Origin of the sequence: Actinomyces sp. SKVG-SVH-4(1), from assembly GCF_048514265.1 — a bacterium.
Classification (GTDB): Bacteria; Actinomycetota; Actinomycetes; order Actinomycetales; family Actinomycetaceae; genus Actinomyces; species Actinomyces oris.
Window position 1 is genome coordinate 448,719 of the sequence record NZ_JBGEVE010000001.1, and the last position, 22,002, is coordinate 470,720.

17 protein-coding genes and 1 pseudogene are annotated in these 22,002 nt (G+C 64.9%); 16 read left to right on the top strand and 2 right to left on the bottom strand.

Annotated features, from left to right (window positions below):
- The first annotated feature begins 247 nt into the window (after nucleotides 1–247).
- The 5 genes from AB7V09_RS01740 to AB7V09_RS01760 all read left to right on the top strand — a co-directional run bounded on the left by AB7V09_RS01740 (nucleotide 248) and on the right by AB7V09_RS01760 (nucleotide 5,948).
- Nucleotides 248–1,105: a MarR family winged helix-turn-helix transcriptional regulator gene (locus tag AB7V09_RS01740; protein WP_419142737.1), complete on the top strand. Its 858-nt coding sequence runs from the start codon at nucleotides 248–250 to the stop codon at nucleotides 1,103–1,105.
- 43 nt (nucleotides 1,106–1,148) lie between these two features.
- A complete protein-coding gene (locus AB7V09_RS01745; protein ID WP_419142738.1) occupies nucleotides 1,149–3,083 on the top strand; it encodes a cation:proton antiporter in 1,935 nt (644 codons plus the stop codon).
- A gap of 100 nt (nucleotides 3,084–3,183) precedes the next feature.
- On the top strand, nucleotides 3,184–4,326 hold the full coding sequence (locus tag AB7V09_RS01750) for a histidinol-phosphate transaminase (RefSeq protein WP_419142739.1): 1,143 nt from the start codon (nucleotides 3,184–3,186) through the stop codon (nucleotides 4,324–4,326).
- Between the two features lie 111 nt (nucleotides 4,327–4,437).
- Entirely contained in the window at nucleotides 4,438–5,037 is a 600-nt protein-coding gene (hisB, locus tag AB7V09_RS01755; protein WP_419142740.1) for an imidazoleglycerol-phosphate dehydratase HisB, read from the top strand.
- Nucleotides 5,037–5,948: a hypothetical protein gene (locus AB7V09_RS01760; RefSeq protein ID WP_419142741.1), complete on the top strand. Its 912-nt coding sequence runs from the start codon at nucleotides 5,037–5,039 to the stop codon at nucleotides 5,946–5,948. Before hisB ends, AB7V09_RS01760 begins: the two co-directional genes overlap by 1 nt.
- Nucleotides 5,949–5,994: 46 nt before the next feature.
- On the opposite strand, the gene AB7V09_RS01765 is transcribed toward AB7V09_RS01760, so the two are convergent.
- Nucleotides 5,995–7,578: a protein kinase domain-containing protein gene (locus tag AB7V09_RS01765; protein ID WP_419142782.1), complete on the bottom strand. Its 1,584-nt coding sequence runs from the start codon at nucleotides 7,576–7,578 to the stop codon at nucleotides 5,995–5,997.
- Between the two features lie 425 nt (nucleotides 7,579–8,003).
- Here AB7V09_RS01765 and hisH point away from each other — a divergent pair, with 425 nt between their 5' ends.
- The 3 genes from hisH to AB7V09_RS01780 all read left to right on the top strand — a co-directional run bounded on the left by hisH (nucleotide 8,004) and on the right by AB7V09_RS01780 (nucleotide 10,424).
- Nucleotides 8,004–8,642 (top strand): imidazole glycerol phosphate synthase subunit HisH, encoded by a 639-nt coding sequence (gene hisH, locus AB7V09_RS01770; RefSeq protein ID WP_075413915.1) that lies wholly within the window; start codon nucleotides 8,004–8,006, stop codon nucleotides 8,640–8,642.
- A gap of 41 nt (nucleotides 8,643–8,683) precedes the next feature.
- Nucleotides 8,684–9,436: a bifunctional 1-(5-phosphoribosyl)-5-((5-phosphoribosylamino)methylideneamino)imidazole-4-carboxamide isomerase/phosphoribosylanthranilate isomerase PriA gene (priA, locus tag AB7V09_RS01775; protein WP_009406038.1), complete on the top strand. Its 753-nt coding sequence runs from the start codon at nucleotides 8,684–8,686 to the stop codon at nucleotides 9,434–9,436.
- A gap of 85 nt (nucleotides 9,437–9,521) precedes the next feature.
- A complete protein-coding gene (locus AB7V09_RS01780; RefSeq protein WP_419142742.1) occupies nucleotides 9,522–10,424 on the top strand; it encodes an SseB family protein in 903 nt (300 codons plus the stop codon).
- Between the two features lie 22 nt (nucleotides 10,425–10,446).
- Here AB7V09_RS01780 and AB7V09_RS01785 read toward each other — a convergent pair whose 3' ends face one another.
- Nucleotides 10,447–10,749, bottom strand: a complete 303-nt coding sequence (locus AB7V09_RS01785) for a hypothetical protein (protein ID WP_419142743.1) — start codon at nucleotides 10,747–10,749, stop codon at nucleotides 10,447–10,449.
- A gap of 82 nt (nucleotides 10,750–10,831) precedes the next feature.
- Here AB7V09_RS01785 and AB7V09_RS01790 point away from each other — a divergent pair, with 82 nt between their 5' ends.
- The 8 genes and pseudogenes from AB7V09_RS01790 (at nucleotide 10,832) to AB7V09_RS01825 (ending at nucleotide 22,001) form a co-directional block, all read left to right on the top strand.
- Nucleotides 10,832–11,620, top strand: coding sequence for an ABC transporter ATP-binding protein (locus tag AB7V09_RS01790; protein WP_419142744.1), 789 nt, complete (start codon nucleotides 10,832–10,834; stop codon nucleotides 11,618–11,620).
- Entirely contained in the window at nucleotides 11,617–13,227 is a 1,611-nt protein-coding gene (locus AB7V09_RS01795; protein WP_419142745.1) for a DUF6297 family protein, read from the top strand. The genes AB7V09_RS01790 and AB7V09_RS01795 overlap by 4 nt, the downstream gene beginning before the upstream one ends.
- A 322-nt stretch (nucleotides 13,228–13,549) precedes the next feature.
- A pseudogene (infC, locus tag AB7V09_RS01800) lies at nucleotides 13,550–14,059 on the top strand (translation initiation factor IF-3); the annotation flags it as partial.
- Nucleotides 14,060–14,314: 255 nt separating this feature from the next.
- On the top strand, nucleotides 14,315–14,509 hold the full coding sequence (rpmI, locus tag AB7V09_RS01805) for a 50S ribosomal protein L35 (RefSeq protein WP_003780493.1): 195 nt from the start codon (nucleotides 14,315–14,317) through the stop codon (nucleotides 14,507–14,509).
- Nucleotides 14,510–14,536: 27 nt separating this feature from the next.
- Complete coding sequence (gene rplT, locus AB7V09_RS01810) at nucleotides 14,537–14,917, top strand: 50S ribosomal protein L20 (protein WP_003786223.1); 381 nt, start codon at nucleotides 14,537–14,539, stop codon at nucleotides 14,915–14,917.
- A gap of 198 nt (nucleotides 14,918–15,115) precedes the next feature.
- Entirely contained in the window at nucleotides 15,116–17,959 is a 2,844-nt protein-coding gene (locus AB7V09_RS01815; protein WP_419142746.1) for a toll/interleukin-1 receptor domain-containing protein, read from the top strand.
- Between the two features lie 957 nt (nucleotides 17,960–18,916).
- Nucleotides 18,917–21,094, top strand: a complete 2,178-nt coding sequence (locus AB7V09_RS01820) for a hypothetical protein (protein ID WP_419142747.1) — start codon at nucleotides 18,917–18,919, stop codon at nucleotides 21,092–21,094.
- Nucleotides 21,081–22,001, top strand: coding sequence for a toll/interleukin-1 receptor domain-containing protein (locus AB7V09_RS01825; protein WP_419142748.1), 921 nt, complete (start codon nucleotides 21,081–21,083; stop codon nucleotides 21,999–22,001). The genes AB7V09_RS01820 and AB7V09_RS01825 overlap by 14 nt, the downstream gene beginning before the upstream one ends.
- Nucleotide 22,002: the final 1 nt, after the last annotated feature.

A 22,002-nucleotide genomic window follows, 5' to 3' on the forward strand; every position in this document is an offset into this window, starting at 1 on the left:
TAATCGGAAGGTGCCTGTACTTTTGGTGTCGTCAAGATATGACAGGCACCTTCTGAAGTGTGGTGCCGCAGCTGTCCGCGACGACCGCGCGAACCTGTGTCGACGGGAACGCCAGCAGATCCGCACGGGTGCCTTCACGAGTCAGGAGAAGCTCATGAATCCCGAGATCATCAGGAACAACGATTCGATTACCACCTCACACGACACTCAACACGGCGCCTGTCAAGGCGCTGGGACGGAGACCGATATGACGAACAGCTCCCACCCCCACGTTTCCAAGGATGCCGACGACGCGGCCGTGGCGCAGCACCCGCAGCGAGCCTCCCTCCACGAACGATTCCGACGCTTGCAGCACCTCATGCGCCGCAGCCGCATGACGGCGCATCACGACGGTCCCTTCGCTGACATCACGCGCGGCCGCGGCCGGGTACTGGCCGCTCTGCGTATGCAGAGCCCGATCCCCACCCGTGACCTGGCCTTTCTCCTCGATATCCGCCAGCAGTCCCTCAACGAGCTTCTCAAGAAGCTCCAGGCCGATGGCCTCATCGAGCGCAGGCCCAGTCAGGAGGACCGTCGGGTCATGGTCGTCCACCTCACTGAGGCCGGTCGCAGTACGCCACTGAGCGGGCCCAGAGCCGACTACCTCGAGTCTCTGACCGATGAGGAGGCCTCCACCTTGGCTCGGCTTCTCGACAAGATCATCGACTCCCTGGAGACTCGGCTCGGGCCGGATGAGGACGGTGAGCGCGGGCCGCGCTTCGCCGGCGCCCGTCGTCGTATGGGCGAGGAGCGCTTCGAGGCCATGATGCGCATGCGTGAGCACGGTTTCGGCCCCTTCGGCCCCGGTCCCGCATTCACTCCGGCCTACGGCCCCGGTTTCGGCCCGGAGGCGGACGACGCCGACCCGTCAGCGGACTGTGGTGGGCGACGTGGGCGGGCGGGCAGCGGTGGGCCGCGCCGAGGGGGACGTCCCCGTCAAGGCGGCGACGCGCTTCTTGGAGAGGACTTTCCCGAGCGCGGGAACCGTAGGTTCAGGACCGGTCGTGCACGGCGCGTCCCTGGGGTCGGCATGGACTTCCCCGGCTTCACCGACCACGACTGCTGAGGCCCCAGCAGTATCCGCCGATGCACTTGGATACCCTTGGCCCATGGACCTCCTCATCATCGCCGTGCTGGGCACTTTGGCCATCGCTGCGGCCTCTCAGCTCAGCGACCGCATCGGTGTCGCCCCGGCGCTGATCCTCCTGGCGGGCGGCACGGCGGTGGGCTTCCTGCCCTTCATCCCGGCGATCGAGCTGGACCCCCAGGTGGTCCTGGAGGGGATCCTCCCCCCGCTGCTGTTCTCCACCGCGGTGAGCATCTCCACCATCAATTTCCGCCGCGAGCTCGCCCCGGTGGCGGTGCTGGCCATCCTGCTGGTGCCCCTGTCCGCCACGGTGATCGGCGCGGTCCTCACCCTCCTGATTCCGGGGCTCTCCCTGGCCTGGGCCATCGCCATGGGGGCGATCCTCAGCCCCACCGACGCCGTGGCCATCTCCATCGCCCGCCGGCTGGGAGTCTCCCAACGCATCATCACCGTCCTGGAGGGGGAGGGGCTGCTCAACGACGCCACCGCCCTGGTGGTCCTGTCCTCCGCCGTCTCCGCGGCCACCTCCGGCGGAGTGAGTGTCGGAGGCGTCCTGGGCGGTTTCGCCCTGGCGGTCCTCGTGGCCCTGGGGGTGGGGTGGCTCGTCGGCGAGGCGAGCCTGCGGGTGCGCTCCCACATCACCGACCCTACCGTGGACACGGTGGTGTCCTTCACCGTCCCCTTTCTCGCGGCGATCCCGGCCGAGCACATGCACGGCTCGGGTCTCGTGGCAGCCGTCGTCGCCGGGCTCATCACCGGCCACCGTGGTCCCCGGATGCTGCCGCCGGCCCACCGGGTGGCCTCACGCACCAACTGGCACACCGTCGAACTCACCTTGGAAGGACTCATCTTCCTGGTCATGGGGCTGGAGTTCTTCGGCGTCGTGGAGAAGGTCGGTGCCTCAGCTCTCGGTATTGTCCGGGCCATCGCGGTCGCTGTCGTCGCCGGCGCGCTGACGGTCGTCATCCGGGCGCTCGTGGTGGCCCCCATGCTCAAGCTCCTCAGCCACCGGACCGCGCGCTGGGCGATTCACTGGCAGGAGAACGAGGAGGCCATCCACCAGTTCCAGAACCGCTGCTCGGCCATCGTGCGCGGAGAGTCCGAGATGCCCCCGGTCCCCTGGGACCGGCGCCCCTTCGCACAGGTCCAGCGCAAGCTCCGCCAGGCGACCAACCACGAGAGCATCGCTCGGCGCGCGCGCAGCCTCTCCAGTCGAGTCAGACGCCGGGGCGCCGACCTGGACTACTTCGCAGCCGAGCCCCTGGGCAGACGCGAAGGCGCCGTCATCGTCTGGGCGGGCATGCGCGGCGCCATCACCCTGGCAGCCGCCCAGACCCTGCCGGTCACAACGCCGCACTACTCCTTCCTCCTCCTGGTGGCCATGCTCGTGGCCGCCGGCTCACTGACGATCCAAGGACTCACGCTGCCCGCCCTGGTCCGCGTCGCCAGACCCGCCATGGCCGGGCCCGCCGACGAGGAGGAGAAAGCCGCGGTCATCTCGCTGCTGGTCAACGCCGCCCGCGACGTTGCCTCTATCGACACTCACGGCGCCTCCCAACAGGCCGCCCCCACAGCGCTCACCGGTGCCTCAGGCACCAACGCCTCAGACGCACATACGACCATGAGCGCTCCCGGCCTGGACAAGGTCTCACAGAGTGCCCCCGACCCGGAGAACAACGAGAGCCTCAACCCCACCACTGAGCAGCACGGCCTCGTACGCAGGCAGGGCAAAGACGTCATCGTCTCGCCGGCAGCCGTTGCCAAGGCCTGGGCCGACCCCACCTGGCGCCACGACGAGCTCGCCCCCATGCGAGAACGCGCCCTGGACATGATCCGAGCCCAGCGCGAGGCCCTTCTCGACGCCGGTGACGAGGGCCTCTACTCGGCCGACTCCCTGGAGCACGCCCTGAACCGCCTCGACTACCAGGAGATCATGCTCACCAGCGATCCGCACTGACAACGCCGCCAGCAGGACACTGCGACCGCCGCCCTCGGCGCCGCAGTACCACCGGATGGCGGCCCAACCGCTGGAGCGGACCGAGCCGTAGACTCCAGGCGTGAACGCGAACCTGCCCCTGAGACCGGACCTGGAGGGCGAGGCCCCCTACGGGGCCCCCGAGATCGACGTCCCCGTGAGACTGAACGTCAACGAGAACCCCTACCCGCCCTCGGCCGCGGTCATCGAGTCGATCGCCACCGCCGTGGCTCAGGCCGCCCAGGGACTCAACCGCTACCCGGAGCGGGACTTCCCCCGGCTGCGGGCCGCGCTCGCGGACTATCTCGAGGCCGAGTCCGGCGCGCACCTGGCCCCCGAGCAGATCTGGGCGGCCAACGGCTCCAACGAAGTCATGCTCCACGTGCTCCAGGCCTTCGGCGGCCCCGGGCGCACCTGCCTGAGCTTCACCCCCACTTACTCGATGTACCCCGAGTACGCCCGCGACACGCTGACCGACTACGCCACCCGACCGCGCCGCAAGGACTTCACCCTCGACGTGGATGGCGCAGTGAAGGCGATCAAGGAGCTGCGGCCGGCCGTCGTCATCCTGGCCAGCCCCAACAATCCGACCGGAACCGCCCTGCTGCTGGAGGACATCAGACGGATCCTTGAGGCCGCCCGCGGCCACGGCCCCATGCTCGGAGCCGAGATCGGCTCGCCCGCCCGGGCCAGCGACTGCGTCGTCGTCATTGATGAGGCCTACGCCGAGTTCCGCCGCCCGGGCGTGCCCAGCGCCCTGGAGCTGGTGGGGTCGGACAACCCGCACCTGGCCGTCACCCGCACCATGTCCAAGGCCTTCGGAGCGGCCGGCCTGCGCCTGGGCTACCTGGCCGCCGACCGCGCGCTGGTAGACGCCCTGCGCGTGGTGCGCCTGCCCTACCACCTCTCCGCCGTCACCCAGGCCGCCGCCCTGGCCGCCCTGTCCCACCGCGATGAGCTCATGGCTCAGGTGGCCTCCCTGCGCGATGAGCGCGATGCCTTCGTGGACTGGCTGCGCACCCAGGGCCTGAGCGCGCACGAATCGGATGCCAACTTCGTCCTGTTCGGACCCTTCCCCGACCGGGAGGCCGTCTGGCAGGCACTGCTCGACGCCGGGGTCCTCATCCGTGTCGTCGGCCCCGAGGGCTTCCTGCGGGCCAGCATCGGAACGCCGGAGGAGATGGCACGCCTGCGCGCTGCCCTGACCTCAGCCATCGGCAGGTGAGAGGGATGCCAGCAGCGATCGGCGCCTGGGACCGGTAGGGTTGCTATCGATTGAGATACCTATCAACCACTGTGCAGAAAAAGCACGACACCCGATGCTGAGGAAGCACCTATGAGCCGTACCGCGCGCATTGAGCGAGCCACGAGCGAGTCGAGCGTCGTCGTCGAGATCAACCTCGATGGCACGGGCCAGACCGACATCTCCACCACCGTTCCCTTCTACGACCACATGCTCACCGCGCTGGGGCGCCACTCACTCATCGATCTGACGGTGCGCGCCACCGGTGACACCGAGATCGACGTGCACCACACCGTGGAGGACACCGCCATCTGCATCGGTGAGGCCCTGCGCGCCGCCCTGGGGGACAAGCGCGGCATCCGCCGTTTCGGCGAGGCCAGCGTTCCCCTGGATGAGGCTCTGGCTCATGCCGTCGTCGACATCTCCGGACGCCCCTACCTGATGCACGAAGGGGAGTCCGAGGCCTTCGTCCACCACCTCATCGGCGGGCACTTCACCGGTTCCATGGTGCGCCACGTGCTGGAGGCCATCGCCTACCATGCCGGCATCTGCCTGCACGTGCGGGTCCTGTCCGGGCGCGATCCCCACCACATCGCCGAGGCCGAGTTCAAGGCCCTGGCCCGTGCCCTGCGCGCAGCCGTGGAGGACGACCCCCGTGTCGAGACCATCCCATCGACGAAGGGAAGCCTGTGATGGACCAGACCCCCCGACCCGACGAGAGCCGCGACGACCATCAGGACCACCAGCGCGACCTGGACGCCGAGTTCGCCGCTCTCATGGGCGACGTGGACATCCCCGACGACCTCTCAGCCGAGGACCTGGGGGCTGTGCAGGAGGCCGGCAGCGAACAGGGCCGGCAGACCCCGGTGGAGGACGGCTCCGTATCGGCCGGCTCCGCGGGGGAGAGCGGACCGGCAGACATCAGGCCCGACGACGTCCCCCACAACACCTACCGTCCCCTGAACGGGGGAGACGAGACAACGGAGGACTCCGACCGCTCCCGGCTCACCGATGCCCAGGAGGCGCAGATCGCCGCTGCGGCCGAATCCCTGAGCTCCTACGTGCCCGATCAGTCCGAGGACCAGGCTCCTCGGGCGGTCAAGGTCGCCGTCGTCATGACTCCGCTGAACCGGGCCGACGGCCTGGCCGGAATGTGCTCCCTGCTGGACCTCGACTGCACCGTGGTGCCCTCCTCCAGCGGGGCCTTCGCGGTCAAGCAGTTCGTCTCCGCCCACTCGGACTGGGACGTGGCCGAGCTGCTCGGCGGCTCCGACTCCGAGCCGGCCGAGGCCGCGGAGCTGGCCGCCCAGCTCTCCCGCCTGTCCCGAGCCGGCGCCGTCCTCATGACCGCTGACCTGGCCACCGACGTCGGTATCGAGTCCGGCCTGTCCGGGACGATCACCGCCCGCCACTTCACCAACGGCCAGCCCGGCGAGGAGGCCTCGGCGGGGCTCCTGCTGGCCTCCATGGACCAGGTCGTCGAGGACGTCCTCCTGGGAGTCATCGATGCCGACGACGTCCCCGGAGCGGTGAAGTCCTCCGAGATCCAGGCGCCCCGGGCGATGCGCTGGTTCGGGCGCGGCCTGCGCCGTCCCCCGCAGTGACCTCACCGACACGCGCTGCCCGCCGCCGACCAGGGGCGGGCGGCTCCTAGCCGGCGTAGGAGCTCGTCCGCTGTCCGTCCTTGTCGGAGGCGATGCAGGAGAAGCCCCGCTTCCCGGCGTTCCAGCCGGCCTCCCCCGGTCCCAGTACCGATGTGCTCGGATCGGCGGCCCCGTACTGCTGGGCGGCCTGCGCGGTACAGGTGGCCTGCACGTTGGGATCGGCCGCCAGGTCGTCATCACTGGAACCCGAGGTGCTTTCCGCCAGGGTCCCCACCTGGTAGACCTCCCAGGAGTGGGGCTCGTTGCAGCTGACCTTTCTGGCCGTGGTCTGGCCCGAGATCGAGGTGGTGCCCGCCAGGCAGGTTCCCACCGGGTGCGGTGGGGTCGAGGCGTTGTCCTGACCCGACGATGAGGGCTGGGACACGGCTCCTGACGGGCCGGTGGCACTGGCCGCAGGAGCCAGACGGGCACCCGCCACCCATCCGGCGCTCAGACCGACGACCAGGCCGACAACCGCGCCGATCGCTGCGGAGCGCAGAGTGATCCGCCGACGTTCTCGGCTGGAGAGTCTCAGCGACTGACTTCGCTGAGCCGGCACGGGCGCGTTCAGCAGCGCCTTGTCGGAGTGCTCCAGCCCGCCTGAGACGATGGAGGGCGCCGAGGCGGCGGACCCCGAGGAGCCGGTCGGGCGGACCGGGAAGACGGAGTCTGATGCCGCCCACTGCGATGCACCGCTGGGAGCGTAGGAGCTGGGTGAGCCCGCCTCTTCACTGCGCGGAGGCGGTGCCAGCCCGGCCTCAACCAGCCGCAACGAGGTCACCGGCCCGCGGACGGCCAGGTTTCCCGTCCCCAGAGCCTCACGGATCTGCCCCAGGGCCTCCGTGAGCTCCGTGCCGTTGCGGTAGCGGTGCTTAGGATCCGGAGCCATCGCCTTGCTCAGGATCGGCAGCAGGAGCTCGGGGACGTTCGGGTCGGTGAGGTTGAGGGGGTCGTCGAGGGAACGGACGATCTCCGGCAGGCTGCGCTGCACGCCGTCGGGACCACGCCGGGGGCCTCGGCCCGTCAGCAGGGCGAAGAGCACCGCGCCCATGGACCACACGTCCCCCTCGGGGCCGGGGCTGGCCAGCATGAAGGCCTCCGGCGCGGCGAAGTCGGGGGTGAGGCACTCCAGGGTCACGGTGGGGTCCTGACCCTCGCGCTGGACAGCGGCGATACCGAAGTCCGACAGCCGGGGAGAGCCGTAGGAGTCCAGAAGGATGTTGGCGGGCTTGACGTCCCGGTGCATGACGCCGGCCGCATGGGCGGCCCCCAGGGCCGAGGCAGCGGCCTCCACCAGGGCTACGGCGTCGGAGGCGGGGGTCGGCCCGCGCGAGACGAGGTCATAGAGGCTGCCGCCCGCGCACAGCTCCATGACCAGGTAGGGGCGCAGATCGGGCAGCTTGCCGGTGTCGACCAGCGAGACCACGTGAGGATGCCCCGAGATTCTCGAGGCCGCCTGCACCTCACGCATGAACCGCCGCTCATTGCGAGGATCATCCAAGGGGCGGGAGTCCACCTTGACGGCGACCGGACGCTCCAGCGAGTCCTGAACCCCGGCATAGACCGTCGCGAAGCCACCGCGCCCCAGCACTGAGGTGATCCGCACTCCGGGAATGGAGAACGGCGCAGCGCTGCGCGATCCGCTGGAGCCGCCCGAACCTGTCCCGGCCGCGGTGGGGGAGTGGGGCGAGGCCGCCTGCGAATGCGGTGGGGACGGGGGTGCCGGCCAAGGCGGCGCAGAGGCCTGGCCGGAGGGGAACTGCATGCTCACGGATGAATACTCGCCCATCTTGGGTGATTCGTGAAAGGAAGCCGACGACCCGGATTTGGGATCGCACATGTGCCCCGGCCGTCTCACTGTCCCCGCGCGAGGCCACGATCATCGCGACGCGTCCCGAACCGCCGCTCCAAGGTTGTTGCGGCTGTGCGGCCGGTGCTGGTTCTGCGCACGTCACAGGGCGTTTCAGAGTGTGGAGGATACTCAGAACGATCTACCGGGACGGTAGGGTGTGTCACATGCAAGCGCCGCGCGTCACCCTCCTGTCCTACGGATCCGGCAATGTCCGCTCAGCGATGCGTGCTCTGGAACGCGTCGGAGCGCAGGTGACCCTCACCAGCGACCCGCACGAGGTCACCGAGGCCGACGGGCTCGTGGTCCCCGGGGTGGGTGCCTTCGGTGCGGTCATGAGGCAGCTGCGGAAGGTCGATGCCCCCCGTCTCATCGAGCGGCGCCTGGCCGGTGGACGGCCGGTCCTGGGAATCTGCGTGGGCATGCAGGTCATGTTCGAGCGCTCCGACGAGCACGGGACCGCGGAGGAGGGGCTGGGGCAGTGGCCCGGCACTGTGTCCCACTTGAGAGCCGACGTCGTTCCGCACATGGGGTGGAGTCTGGTCCGCCCTCCCTCGGGCTCCGTCCTGTTCGACGGTGTCGCCGAGGAGCGCTTCTACTTCGTCCACTCCTATGCGGCCACCCAGGACCCCGCCGAGCTGCTCGGCCCCGGTCCCACCCGCCTGCCGCAGGTCACGTGGGCCACTCACGGCCACGACTTCATCGCCGCCGTCGAGAACGGCTCCCTGAGCGCCACGCAGTTCCACCCCGAGAAGTCCGGTGACGCAGGGGCCCAGCTGCTGCGCAACTGGTTGACGACCCTCTGAGCCCCACCCGAGCCATCCCACGACCACTGCAGGAGAAACACATGCTCACTCTACTTCCCGCCGTCGACGTCGCCGATGGCAAGGCCGTCCGTCTCCTTCAGGGAGAGGTCGGCTCAGAGACGGACTATGGCAGCCCCGTCGACGCCGCCCGGGACTGGGTGCGCGCCGGGGCCGAATGGATCCACCTGGTGGACCTCGACGCCGCCTTCGGGCGCGGCTCCAACCATGAGCTGCTCGCACGCATCGTCGGCGAGGTCGGCATCAAGGTGGAGCTGTCCGGGGGCATCCGTGATGACGCCTCACTGGCCCGGGCCCTGGCAGCCGGCGCCGCCCGGGTCAACCTGGGCACGGCGGCGCTGGAGGACCCCGAGTGGACCGAACGGGTCATCGCCGAGCACGGGGAGAAGATCGCGGTCGGCCTCGACGTGCGCGGCTCCACTCTGGCGGCCCGCGGCTGGACCAAGGAGGGCGGAGACCTGTGGGAGACCCTCGAGCGTCTCAACGCCGCAGGATGCGCGCGTTACGTCGTCACCGACGTCACCCGGGACGGCACGCTGAGCGGCCCCAACACTGAGCTGCTCACCGAGGTCTGCCAGCGCAGCCCTGCCCCGGTGGTCGCCTCCGGAGGTATCGCGCACCTCGACGACCTGGTCGCGCTGCGTCGCCTGGTGCCGCTGGGACTGGAGGGTGCGATCGTCGGCAAGGCGCTCTACAACGGCAACTTCACCCTCCAGGAGGCTCTGGCCGTGGCCGGTGACGAGGACAAGAGGCAGCCCTCAAAGGCTCGTTCCTGACTACTCCGGGCCTCTGGCGCCCCGGTTCCCGCATCGCCGGCATGCTCACCGGCGTCAAGGACAGGGGGACGTCAAAGGCGCTACCGTGAGGGCCGTGAGCCAGTCAGCGCAGAATCAGCAAGCAGTTCCCGCACCAGCGCCTGCGCCGGTCGGCGACTCGACGGCCGAGCCCCCGCAGGACCCCCAGGTGGCGGCGGCCGTGGCCGCACGGGCCAAGCTGGAGCGTCTTCTGGCTGCACCGGCCCCCTTCGCCGACGACGACGGCTCCATCAGTCCGGAGGTGCGCAAGGCGCTGGAGGCCGTGGATTTGCCGCGTCATCAGTACCTCGATGAGCTGTGGGCGGCCCTCGTCGGCGGCCGGCTGATCGTTCCCGTGGCCGCTCACGCCCTTCCCGGACGCCTCGAGGGGAGTCTGGCGCAGTCCGCGGGCCTGCCGCATGGTCCGTCGGGCGATGGTGCGCCGCAGGTCCCGGCTCATGAGGTGCACACTGCTGACGCCTGTCAGGATGCGGCGACCCTGGCGGTGGACCTGCCCGACGGGCACATCGCCCTGCCGGTATTCACCAGCGCCGAGGCCATGAACCAGTGGCGCAGTGACGTGCGCCCCGTGCCCGTCTCGCCCCAGCGGGCGGCCCAGGTCGCCTGCCTGTCCACCGACCAGCTGTGGGTGCTCGACCCCGGCAGCCGGGACCTGCGTCTGCCGCGCCCCGCCGTCGTGGCCCTGGCCGGGGGAGAGGCGTGGGTGCCCTCATGGCGCAACGAGCCGGTTCAGGCCGAGGTGTGCGCCCAGCTCCAGGAGGTCGACGGAGTCACCGGTGTGGCCTTCGGACCCGGTGAGAGCGCCGAGCTGCGGGTCTTCATCCGTATCGACGCCGCAGGCGGTCGCGCCGGCGTGGCCCGCAGCCTGGAGGGCTGCCAGCACGTCATGGTCAACCCGGCCTGGGGCGACCTCATCGACACCGTGGAGCTGTGCCCGCTTCCCGCCTGATTCGAGCGGCTCGAACCCGATTTCAGGAGCGGCCCAGGATGAGGGCCTCCCACTGCTCGACCTGTCCGTAGTGGTCCTCCAGCGGCCCGGCCACCTGGTCGAAGCGTGCAACGACATCGCGCAGAGCCTGGCCGTCCTGGGGACGTTCGTCTCTCTGAGCGATCCTGGCGCAGGCCTCAGCGATCCCACGGATCTGGTCGAGATCCCGGGTCGAGACCATCACCCGACCGGGGCCCGGGTCCCTCGTGGTGCTCCAGTCGGTCCCTGCCTCACGGGAGAGGGCGGAATCGTCGTCGGACGCGCCATTCGGGTCCGTGGTCCTCACGCTGTTCCAATCCATGACAGCGGAGCGTAAGGCATCCGATTCGACCAGGCCACCGAAAAAAACGTGTGTTGGAATAGTACCGATGAGCACGAAGTCGACCACCTCAGTCCCATCTCGTCCAGACCCGGCGTCAACACCCGGTTTCCGGCATGATGTCAATGGCGGTACCCAGCCCCCGGCGGGGAGTCGTGAGCCGCTGGTGAGCGCCCGCGACCTCAGTGTCGGATACGGTGACCAGCCGGTCTGCGCCCCGGCGACCTTCGACCTGCTTCCCGGCCAGGTGCTGGCCCTTGTCGGGGTCAACGGGGCCGGCAAGTCGACGATCCTGCGTACCTGCTGCGGGCTACTGCGCCCGTTGTCGGGGCAGGTTCACGTACTCGGACACCTCCCGGATCCCCGTTCGGGCGCCCAGCGCACCGCCCTCGCCACGGATTTGGGGCAGGAGTCCTTCTTCCCCACCCTGACCGTCGCCGAGCACCTGCGGATGGTCTGCTACGGGCACGGCGTCGTCGAGGCCGATGAGCGGGTCAGTGACCTGCTGGAGGACCTGGAGCTGCGACGACTCGCGGGACACCTGCCCGAGGAGCTCTCCTCGGGGCAACGGCGCCGACTGGCACTGGCGTCAGTCCTGGTCCGGCCCCGCAGGCTGCTGGTCCTCGACGAGCCCGAGCAGCGCCTGGACCGGGTGACCCGTCTGCTTCTGGCCGACATGCTCGTTGAGGAGCGTGAGGCCGGCGGGGGAGTGCTCATGGTCTCCCACGACCCGGAGATCGTGGAGGAGGCGGCCACCGACGTGCTCCTCGTCGGACGCGACACCCGGATGCTCAGTGTGGACGACGGCGTGCGCGCCATTGAGGAGGGGCTGCGGTGACGCCGCTGGGTGACCGGACGGCGCCGGTCCTCTCCACCGAGCTGGAAACGATGACCTTTCCCGATGGGGCCGCGTTGCGCAGGTGGGTGCGGCGCCGTACTCGGCGGCACCTCCACGGTGTCTGGGCTCTCGTGGGGGACGTCTACTCCGTACTCCTGACGCTCATCGTCGTCGTGACGATCCTGGCCCCGTATCTGCGCCGGATGGTTGCGACCCCGCCTGGTTCAGCGGTTGGGGCCGGTGCGCTCGGCGGTTTCGCCACGGTGGGCCTCGACCCCGGGTGGGGGCTCCTGGCGCTGCTCATGCTGCTGGTGGCGGTCGGTGTCGGTTCACTCGGCCGGCTCGGCCCACTTTTCCTGCGCCCCCACGAGGCGGCCTGGTGGCTGCCCATGCCTGGAGACCGGGGCAGTCTCCTGGTGCCGGTGGCCCGCGTCGAGTACCTCATTGCGGCCACCGTGGGAGCCACGGCGGGCGTGCTCCCGGCGGTGGCGGCCGGAGGCGGCTGGCTCGCCGCCATCGCGTGGCCTGCCCTGCTTTCGGCCGGGACTTGCCTGGTCCTCACCGAACTCATCAAGGCCCAGATTCTTGACCGCGATGTCGAGCCGCTGCGGCGCCGTCTCATCGTGGCGGGGGCCGCAGCATGCCTGGCCGGTGTGGTGCTTGCCTTCCCACGCTCCTTGCTCGGTAACACGGCGGTCGCCCTGCTGGCTGGCGTGCTGGCCTTCCTGGCTGTGCTGGGATGGCGGCGGGCCAGGGGCGGCCTGGGACAGGTGCATGATGCTGCCCTCCTGGCCGTCGTCGCGCGTTCCTTCGGCGCGCACGTCTCGCTGCTGTCGTTGGACACCAGGGCCCTGGGGCGGCTGCTCTCCCCGGATCCCACCCGGCCCGCCGATCCTTCACCGCTGCGGGCGGCGCGGATCGGGAGCCGACTGCCCCGACCCCTGGGGGTGCTGATAGCAGTGGCTCAGGTGGACTGGATCCTGCTGCGCCGCCAGCGCCGGCGCCTGCTTCAGATGGGGGTCGGGCTGGCCATTGCGATGCTGCCGCTCCTGTCCGGGGCCGTCGGCGCCCCGCTGCGCGCCGTCGGGTACCTCATCGGAGGCTGGATCGCGACCCTGGCCGTTGCCGAGCCGGCGCGCCAGGCCTGGTTCGACGGCGGTCCTGACGCCTCCTGGCCGGTGGCGCCCTGGGTGGTGCGAGCAGGCCACCTGCTCGTTCCGGCCGTCCTCATGAGCGCCTGGTCCCTGCTGAGCCTGGCTCCGACCATGGCGGCCCTCGGGGCTGCGGCCGCCTGGAATGGGCTGGCCATCGTGGCCGCCCTGGCCCTGGTGAGCGGCTGGGCCTGGGCCGGGGTGGCGCTGCGCTCCGGGTACCGGGAGATGCCCGACTTCGCCGCCGGACTCATCGCCTCTCCCATGGGGTCCCTGCCGCCGGGAGTGCTGCAGATGCTGACTCAAGGGCCCGACGCCGTCGCCGTCGGAGCACTGACCGTGGCGCTGGTCGCCAGCGGTATCGCGGTGCCGACGACGATGCTCCTCGGGATCCAGGCCGCAGCCGGTGCCGTCGTCGTCATGTGGGGAGTCCGCACGAACCGCCGGGCCTCCTGACGACCTGCCTCGCCTCGACGCAGGCCTCACACGTGGGAGGACTCACGTCAATAGGGGTGAGGGAGCGGTGGGAGAGCGAGCCCGTGTCCTGGTAATGTCCCTCATTGACCACCCGGGGTTCGCCCCGGTGCGCAAGCGGAGTGATCCCACCTGGGTTCCTTTCGGGAATCGGGTTCATGCGAGGGTGACCAGCCCTTCGCGGTCCCTGCTCGGCCACGGCCGTGCGGTGATCGCGCTCATCACGAGGCCTCCGACCTGCGCGGCAGGAACGGGGGCCTCTCCTCGTTCCGCAACCATCCGTGACTCAGAGTGAGGAACCGACATCAGCGAGCCCCGTATCAACGAACGGATCCGCGTTCCCGAAGTGCGTCTCGTCGGCCCCAGCGGCGAGCAGGTCGGCGTTGTCCGCGTGGAGGACGCCCTGCGTCTGGCTGAGGAGGCCGATCTCGACCTGGTCGAGGTGGCACCCGACGCCCGCCCTCCGGTGTGCAAGCTCATGGACTACGGCAAGTTCAAGTACGAGTCGGCCATGAAGGCGCGCGACGCGCGACGCAACCAGGCAAACACCCAGCTCAAGGAGATCCAGTTCCGCCCCAAGATCGATGAGCACGACTACGCCACCAAGCGCGGCCACGTCGAGCGATTCCTCAAGGGCGGGGACAAGGTCAAGTGCATCGTCCGCTTCCGCGGCCGTGAGCAGTCCCGGCCCGAGCTCGGTATCAGGCTCCTGCAGGGCCTGGCCGAGGAGATGGCCGAGCTGGGCACCATCGAGTCCCACCCCCGTCAGGACGGCCGCAACATGGTCATGGTCCTGGCCCCGGTCCGCAAGAAGGCCGAGGTCAAGTCCGACCAGCGCCGCCGCCGCGAGGAGGCCCGCGCCGCCCGCCGTGCCGAGAAGCACGCGGGCCGGGCACCCAAGGGCGCCAAGGCCTCGGACGGAGAGTCTGCCGGCGAGAACGCCTGAGAGCGCCCGAGGGTGCACTCGACACTCACCTGACACCACCGACCCACCCCCTCGCCACCGTGAGCGGGGTCCGCAGTCCCGGCGACCACTGGTCTCCCAGGGACCGAGAAGAGGAAATTACCCATGCCGAAGAACAAGACGCACTCCGGTGCCAAGAAGCGCTTCCGGGTCACCGGCAGCGGCAAGCTCATGCGCGAGCAGGCCAACAAGCGCCACCTGCTGGAGGTCAAGTCCTCCCGCCGCAAGCGCAAGCTGTCCCAGGACCAGCCGGTCGCCCCGGCCGACGTCCGCCAGGTCAAGAAGCTGCTCGGTCGCTGACCGCCCAACCCACCAAGGAGTCTCACCATGGCACGTGTGAAGCGGGCTGTTAACGCCCAGAAGAAGCGTCGTTCCGTTCTCGAGAAGGCCTCGGGCTACCGCGGCCAGCGCTCGCGCCTCTACCGCAAGGCCAAGGAGCAGGTCACCCACTCCGGCGTCTACGCGTTCCGCGACCGTCGCGCCCGCAAGGGCGACTTCCGTCGCCTGTGGATCCAGCGCATCAACGCTGCCGCCCGCGCCGAGGGCCTGACCTACAACCGCTTCATCCAGGGGCTTGGCCTGGCCGGCGTGGAGATCGACCGCCGCATGCTCGCCGAGCTGGCCGTCAACGAGCCCGCGGGCTTCAAGGCCCTCGTTGAGGTGGCCCGCAAGGCCCTCCCCGAGGACGTCAACGCCCCCAAGGCCTGACATACGTCAGCGGGCCGATGGCCTGCTGAACATAACTTGACGATGGTGGTGCCGTCACCCTGACCAGGGTGACGGCACCACCATCGTGTCTACGTGGTAACATAAGCAAAATTCCGGTTCGATTGAACTGCAACTTCCGCTCTGGATCTCGATGACGAACAGCCAGTGCGTAAGTGTCAACCAAATAAGGAGCTCTCAATGAAGCGAGACCTTGCCGATAAACTGACGTCTATTTTTAAAGTTCAATGGATGCGATGGAAGCATCGGCGAGTAGGCAACTTTGACGTGTTCATTTCCTACAGTCACGACCCATCTAGAACGCTCGCGTTTGCGTTGCACGACAGCTTAGAGAAGCTCAGTCGAAACTGGTACAGTTTCCGGGCTCTAAACGTATTCTTAGATCGAAGCTCACTCGGACCAACAATGAGGCTAGAAAAGGAGCTTGAAAGTATCGTCAAGCGGTCCGAGTGGCTTGTGTATATTTGCTCTGAGAACGCCGCTAAATCAGACCCGGTCACTAAAGAGCTTAAGTGGTACATTGAACACAATGGTGTTGAAAAACTTATACTCATAGTGGATGAAGGCCTCATCTTTTGGGATCGAGAAGCGAAGAGTTTTTCCAAAACAACGACAAATATTCCGAGAGAGATCCTAAATAAAATTAATGATGAGCCTCTATGGATAGATCTGAGAGGAAGGGGCGAGTCGCAGGAATCCTTAGAAAATCATCCGGAATTTCTCGACGCGGTTCTTAGTATATCGTCGCGGGTTCAGAATACTTCGAAAGAAGCTCTTTTAGATCGCGAGAACAAGCGTCAGAATCGCCTTGTGAGATTTCGGCGGCTGTCTTTCTCAATACTCGCCATCCTTCTCACGATCTCGGTGGCAATTTCCTGGTTTGCGGTATCTGCACGGAATGAAGCCTTATCGAACCTGAACGTCGCGACCGCAAGAGCATTTGCGGCACGTGCCAACGAGTTGTCTGAGAGCGATGCAGCTGATTCGCGAGTATTATCCGCTCAAGCCTGGGATCTTCACAAAGACGAAATCACTCGAGCAGCTCTATTTAAGTCTGTAGTAGAATCTAGTATGCTGGTCGCCAATAGAGTTACACCCAGTGGCGTTACAGCACTGACTGCGAGTTCTGATGCTGCCGCAGTATTTATCGGTCATGAGGACGGCTTGGTGGAACAATGGGAAATTAAGACAAATGTTCTGAAGCAAATTGGAAAAGTACGTTATCCAGTTAAAAGGATATCTACGAGTCAGGCAGGAGATGTTGTTGTAGCAACAGGATGGCCTGATGTGTATTCAGGACATTATGAAGCCGAGGTAAAAATTTGGGAAACTGGTGAAGAACAATGCGTCAGCGTGTTGGATCGTTATGGTGGAGCCACCGTATCGCCGTCAGGAAATACAGTTGCATTGCCCCCTCAAGAATCTGGAATTGTAAAGGTGTTGCGCGGCGGACTGCAGGACTGTGGATGGTTGGACATTGATGTAGGGACACGATTTTCCACGAACGAGAATGACGCAATAGCGCTCCCTGACGATGAGTCGATCGTCATCCAAAGTTACACCAGAATAGATACATACTCCCTTGATGAGAATAGTCTAAATTTTAGGATTCATCATCGGATAATGGGGCCGGATGATGAGTCTCCTGTTCTTTCTGAGAATGGAGCATATGCTTTTGGCGATGGTGGAGTAGTTTCAACACAACAGAACGCCGGTGAGAATGAGAAGCTGACACCATTGAACGGGGAGCTTAAATGGGTGAAGCATGCCTATACAAGATGGCCATTGCCAGCGCTTTCTTCAGATGGCGTGACCGCTGCAGTCATTAATGCGGATGGGCTTGCAGTGTATGATGTAGAGGACGATCAACCGAACGAATGGAAAGCCAATACTTTGCCTGTTGGTAATGAGCTTTCCTCATTATCTGTGCCAACTAAACATGTGGTTCTTACTGCGGTGGGCTCAAGTGTCTCATACTGGAGAACAGACACTCCATCAAAGATAATTAGGAGATATAAAAATACCGCGGCACCTATGTGCGATGATTGTGCGGTTGCCAGAATTGCCCCATCTCAGTCAGGAAAGTATCTGGCTCAGTACTGGAATGGCCCAGCCGGTGACGTTACGTTTGTTCTTAATTCTGACGACGGAACGGAGAGTGTGGTTGAAAAGGGTGATTTCCTTGCCTGGCGAACTGACGAAGACTATTTTGCTATCAGTAACGGGAAAACATGTCTTTATCGTGCGGTAGATGGTGCTTCTGAGCAATGCTGGAAAATACCTCATTGGCCCAATAATGACGCTAGTTCCGGGGATATTTTATCTAATCCAGGGCGCATAAAAGGGGTATGGGACGGAAGTTCCCTAAAGTTTTCGAACGGATCAAGTGTCTGGTCTTTCAACTACAAAACGCGTCAGTTCGATCGAACGTCACCCGAAGGTCGCGTAGTTGAAATGAGTTCTCATGGAATTGTGGTCGCGGAAGATAATGATGAAAGCGCGAACTCTCGGGTGTTTAAGGTGATATACAATGACGGAAAAGTCGAGAGTTATGATCGTTATGTTTGGTTAGGTAACGATGGCTCGAGTGTCACTACGTCGAGAAACGGAACTTTTGTTGCGAACACGAGGTATGGTGCGACTGAGCAAAGATCGTATCGGCAAACGTCGTCGGCTACTGATATTTCAGATAGCGGAGAGTATCTTGCCTATGTGGATTCACTGAATTCGGTGTCAGTGTATTCGTTGGCCGCGGGAACTAAAATTGGAACGATTCCGTTGCCTGGCATGCCATATTCAGCGGCCGCGGTTCAATTTAGTCCATCAGGTTCTTCGTTATATCTAAACTATTTTGACAGTTCGACAGGTAAGGAGGTTACATTGAAAGTAGATCTTAATCCGGATTCCTGGTATGATGACAATTGTAAGATCGTGCGCCGATCGATTTCGTCGGACGATTGGTATCGAGTGACGGAGATGGATAAACCGAAGTCAGGTTTTGCTTGCTCGAGTTATGTTCACTGAGGTTATCTTATCTGGGGTGTCTCACGGTGCTCACATGTGGTGTGTCAGGTGGTGGTGGCTAGCTGCGTCGATGGCTGTGGGTCGTAGAGGGGGGTGCCCCTATGTGGTGTGTCAAGCGGCTGTGGGTAGTTTCGTGGCTGGTTGGCGGTTGTTGAGGGCGCGGTCGCGGATCATGGCGTGCAGGGGCAGGATGTGGCGGTGGGCCAGGGCGAGGGCGGCCTAGCGTAAGGCGGTTTGCCTTGGTCGCGTTTGCGCTGGTAGTAGGCCTGGGAGACGGGGTCGGAGTGTAGTTTCAAGCCCCGGGTTTTGTGGTGGCTGGTTTATCTGGTGCCGGTGGTTGCTGGTTGTGATTGTCCTGGCGTTGGGTGTCGGGTGCCCAGGTGGCTTCGTGCTCGGCGGGGGTTCGCATACCGATGGCGGAGTGTGGCCGGGTGGTGCCCGTACCAGTGGACCCACTCGGCGGTGGCGAGTACGGGCGGCGTCGATGTCCTCCCAAGGGCCCTGGTTGCGGATCAGCTCGGCCTTGTACAAGGAGCTTGAGCGCCTCGGCCAGAGCAAGGCCGAAAGGAGTCCCCCTTAGAGCCTACAGAGGCGACTGCCTCGCAGTCGGCCAGAGCCTGCCCGTAGCGGATGGACCGGTACTGCACCCCACGGTCGCAAGTGGTGCACCAGGCCCGTCAGGTCAGCACCGGCTCGTTTCCGCTGCCAGGCGGCCATCTGAAGGGCATCCAGCCCCAGGAAGGTCCTCAGATCAGGGCCGGTGAAGGTAGTCTCAGGCACATCGAGGTTTCTCAGGTGGCGTGTGTAGCAGCTCCCATCATCAGGGGACCTCGACCCCTACCCGGCGTAACGACGCACCCACCCCACCTATACACTTCAATAGGCTCCAGCTACCACACCCTCAAACACGAAGAGCCGGATTCACCAGACACAGCATCTTCACCTACGCTAGTAGACATGGCACAGCCCCAATCGAGACCGGCAACGACACGACCACTACTCGACATCATCGTCATCCATCATCCGGAAAGTTTACACGGCAATCAGGTATTCGTCCGACTTCGCGACCACTACCACTCACCAGCATTCGCCGGACTCGTCGGAGGCAGTGTTGAAGTTTACCACCGCAGCATCCCATGGTCTTCTACCGACCCTCAATCGGCGCCCCGCCCTGTGCCAGCCGCTGACTCGCACCCTCTAGCAGCCCAGATCACAGTCGTCATACCCGTCATCGACACAAGCCTCATCCGCGCGACAACCACTGTCGGCACTCCCTGGTCTTTGTACCTCAATGACGCACTCAAGACATACGACAACGACACCTCACGCAGACTTGTCATTCCCGTCATCATCAATCCTGCCTTTCCCACGCACGGCCCCCTAGCCGACCTTCTCAACAACACTCAAGGCATACACGTCTCCGCTGCCCACCTGGCCATCCCCAACCACTCGACCTCGATTGACAAAAAAGACGAAACAACCACCTGGATCGACCATCTTTTTCTTGAGCGCGAAATCAGCCAGGCAATCGTCCAGCACATATCCCCCGATTGGAGCATTGATCACCCCCTCAAAGTCTTCATCAGCCACACAAAGAAGGAGACTTCAGGAGAGGAAGACGTCACCGACATCGTCAAGAGAATCATCGACACCACTCATCTCGACAGCTTCCTCGATGAGCGCTCAATCCAGACCGGTGACAAGTGGAAGGAGGCACTGCAGGAAAATGCCAGCAACTGCGCACTTCTCATGATCCGAACTGACCTCTACGCGAGCAGACTCTGGACTCAGAAGGAGGTGCTACTAGCGAAGGAGCACGACGTTCCCGTCGTCACGCTGTCCGCACTCGCTCGCGGAGAGGAGCGTGGGTCCTTCCTCATGGACCATGTACCGACTGTCGCGTTTTCCTCGGCGGATACCGACAGCAGCGTCGCTCGCGCGCTGTGCCGCCTGGTCGATGAAGCGCTCAAACGGACCCTATGGGAGCTCCAGGCCTTGTATACGAGTGATACAGGATTCGACTGGAAACCTGTCCACGCTCCCGAGCCGACAACAGTCACCACCTGGCTAAAGAATCATCCACGCGATGACCGCCACTTGTGGATCATTCACCCAGACCCCCCACTCACCTCCCACGAGAAAAACCTCATTCGAGACATGTGTGAACTCGCTGGGTTCAAGAGGAATGACGCCAGCCTCACCATCGTGACCCCACGCGAGTTCCTTTCACGGGGAGGTGCCCTCCTCCCCGGGCAGGACCCTTTGATTGAGGCTGGAGAGCGCAGCCTGAACGGCCGCCGTCTCGGTATCTCCGTTTCTCCCTCGGAGGACCTGAAACGCCTCGGTCTTTCAGACTCTCATCTCGACTATGCGGTTGCTGAGCTAGCCCAACTCACCTTCCTTCATGGAGGCACCCTCGTCTACGGAGGCAGGATCAATCAGGACGCTCACGACATGACAACGTTCATGGCAGAGCAGGCCGAGAGATACGCCGATACCCCTAATTCCTTTGAGAACCTCCAGCCGTGGTGCGTATATCTCACTGCTACGGAACAGGACCTCCGCGCGTTCGAGGACCGGATCGCAAACGTCGGCTCCTTACAAATTGTCTTCAGGGACCAAAAGCTCTCGCTCGCCGAAGCAGCACAACAGCGTGTTGCCTCAAACCGCTGCGATGATTCGGACAAAATGAAGTCCCTTACGGACATGAGGCAACTCGCCGCATCCACGACGTACGCCCGCGTTCTCATCGGCGGAAGCCTCGAACGTTCCACCTACGCACGAGTCCCCGGCACACTCCAGGAGGTATATCTCCAACTCAGAGCCCACCGCCCCGTCTACATCTGTGGCGGTTTCGGTGGAATCGGGGCGGTCGTGGCCGACGCCGTCGGCCTACCGACTCCTGATGACTACACCGTTACCATCCCGGATATAACCCCGGAGGCGGTAGACATGCTGAACTTCATCAAGGAAAACTGGCGGTATATCGACACTGGACTGACCAACGCGGAACAGGCCGACCTTGCCATGTCCCACCACCCGAGCATGATAGCAGGCCTCATCCTTCGCGGAATGAACCGCCTGGCGAACAATTCGCCGCAAGATTCGAGAGGGGACTCACGTGGCATCGAGTGACCGGAGGCGAGCAGATCGGGTTGCCGCAATCCTCGAGTGTGCGTGTCGCCTCGAGGAGCTCGACGCGACGGTCGTTCAGACCGTCCTCGCGGAGTACGGGCTGGACACGGTGACACCGGCTGTCGATTACATCCCGCACGAGCGTCTCATACCGGTGCTTCGCGCCGCCGATACGCGGACTCTGCTCAGCCTGGCAAATTTTCTCAGGCGCCCCAGGACACTCCTGCTCGACGAAGAACTCCCTTTCCACGGGCAAGGACTCCGTCTGTTCTTTTCCCATCTCAGCCGGTCACACGAGTTCGTCGAGTCAGTCAGCGCAGTCCTCGAGGATCTCAGCATCGAGGTCCTTATCGCACACCAGGACATTCGCCCCAGTCGCGATTGGCTGGCATTTCTCGCTAACGGTCTCGACCAGTGCGACGGCCTGGTCGCCTTCGTCGAAACGGGATTTCGTGAGAGCGAGTGGTGCGATCAAGAGGTCGGTTGGGCACTCGGCCGACATCGCCCCATCCTGTCCCTATTTCGCGAGCAGACCGTTCCATATGGCCTTGCTGGAAGGGTCCAAGGACTAGCGTTCGAGAATGATGCCCCCTCAACTGTCGCCGAGAAGATCATCTCGTGGGCAGGAACTGAAGAGCTCCTGAGACACAGACTGCTCGAGAGCCTCGTACAGACGCTCGAGAACAGCCCAAACTTCAACACCACACGAGAAGTTGTCAAGATGCTCCGAGAAGTGCCTGCCACGGCTCTCTCCACCGATCTCGCAGATCGGCTCTCAACGGCGGCGACGTCCAACCCGCAGGTCGAGAAGGCCGTCGTTCCCCGCCATACCGGAAGGCGTTACCCAACCGTCCTGTTCTCCACGTGGCTGGCTGAGTTTACCGGACACACGACACCCGATTCCTGAG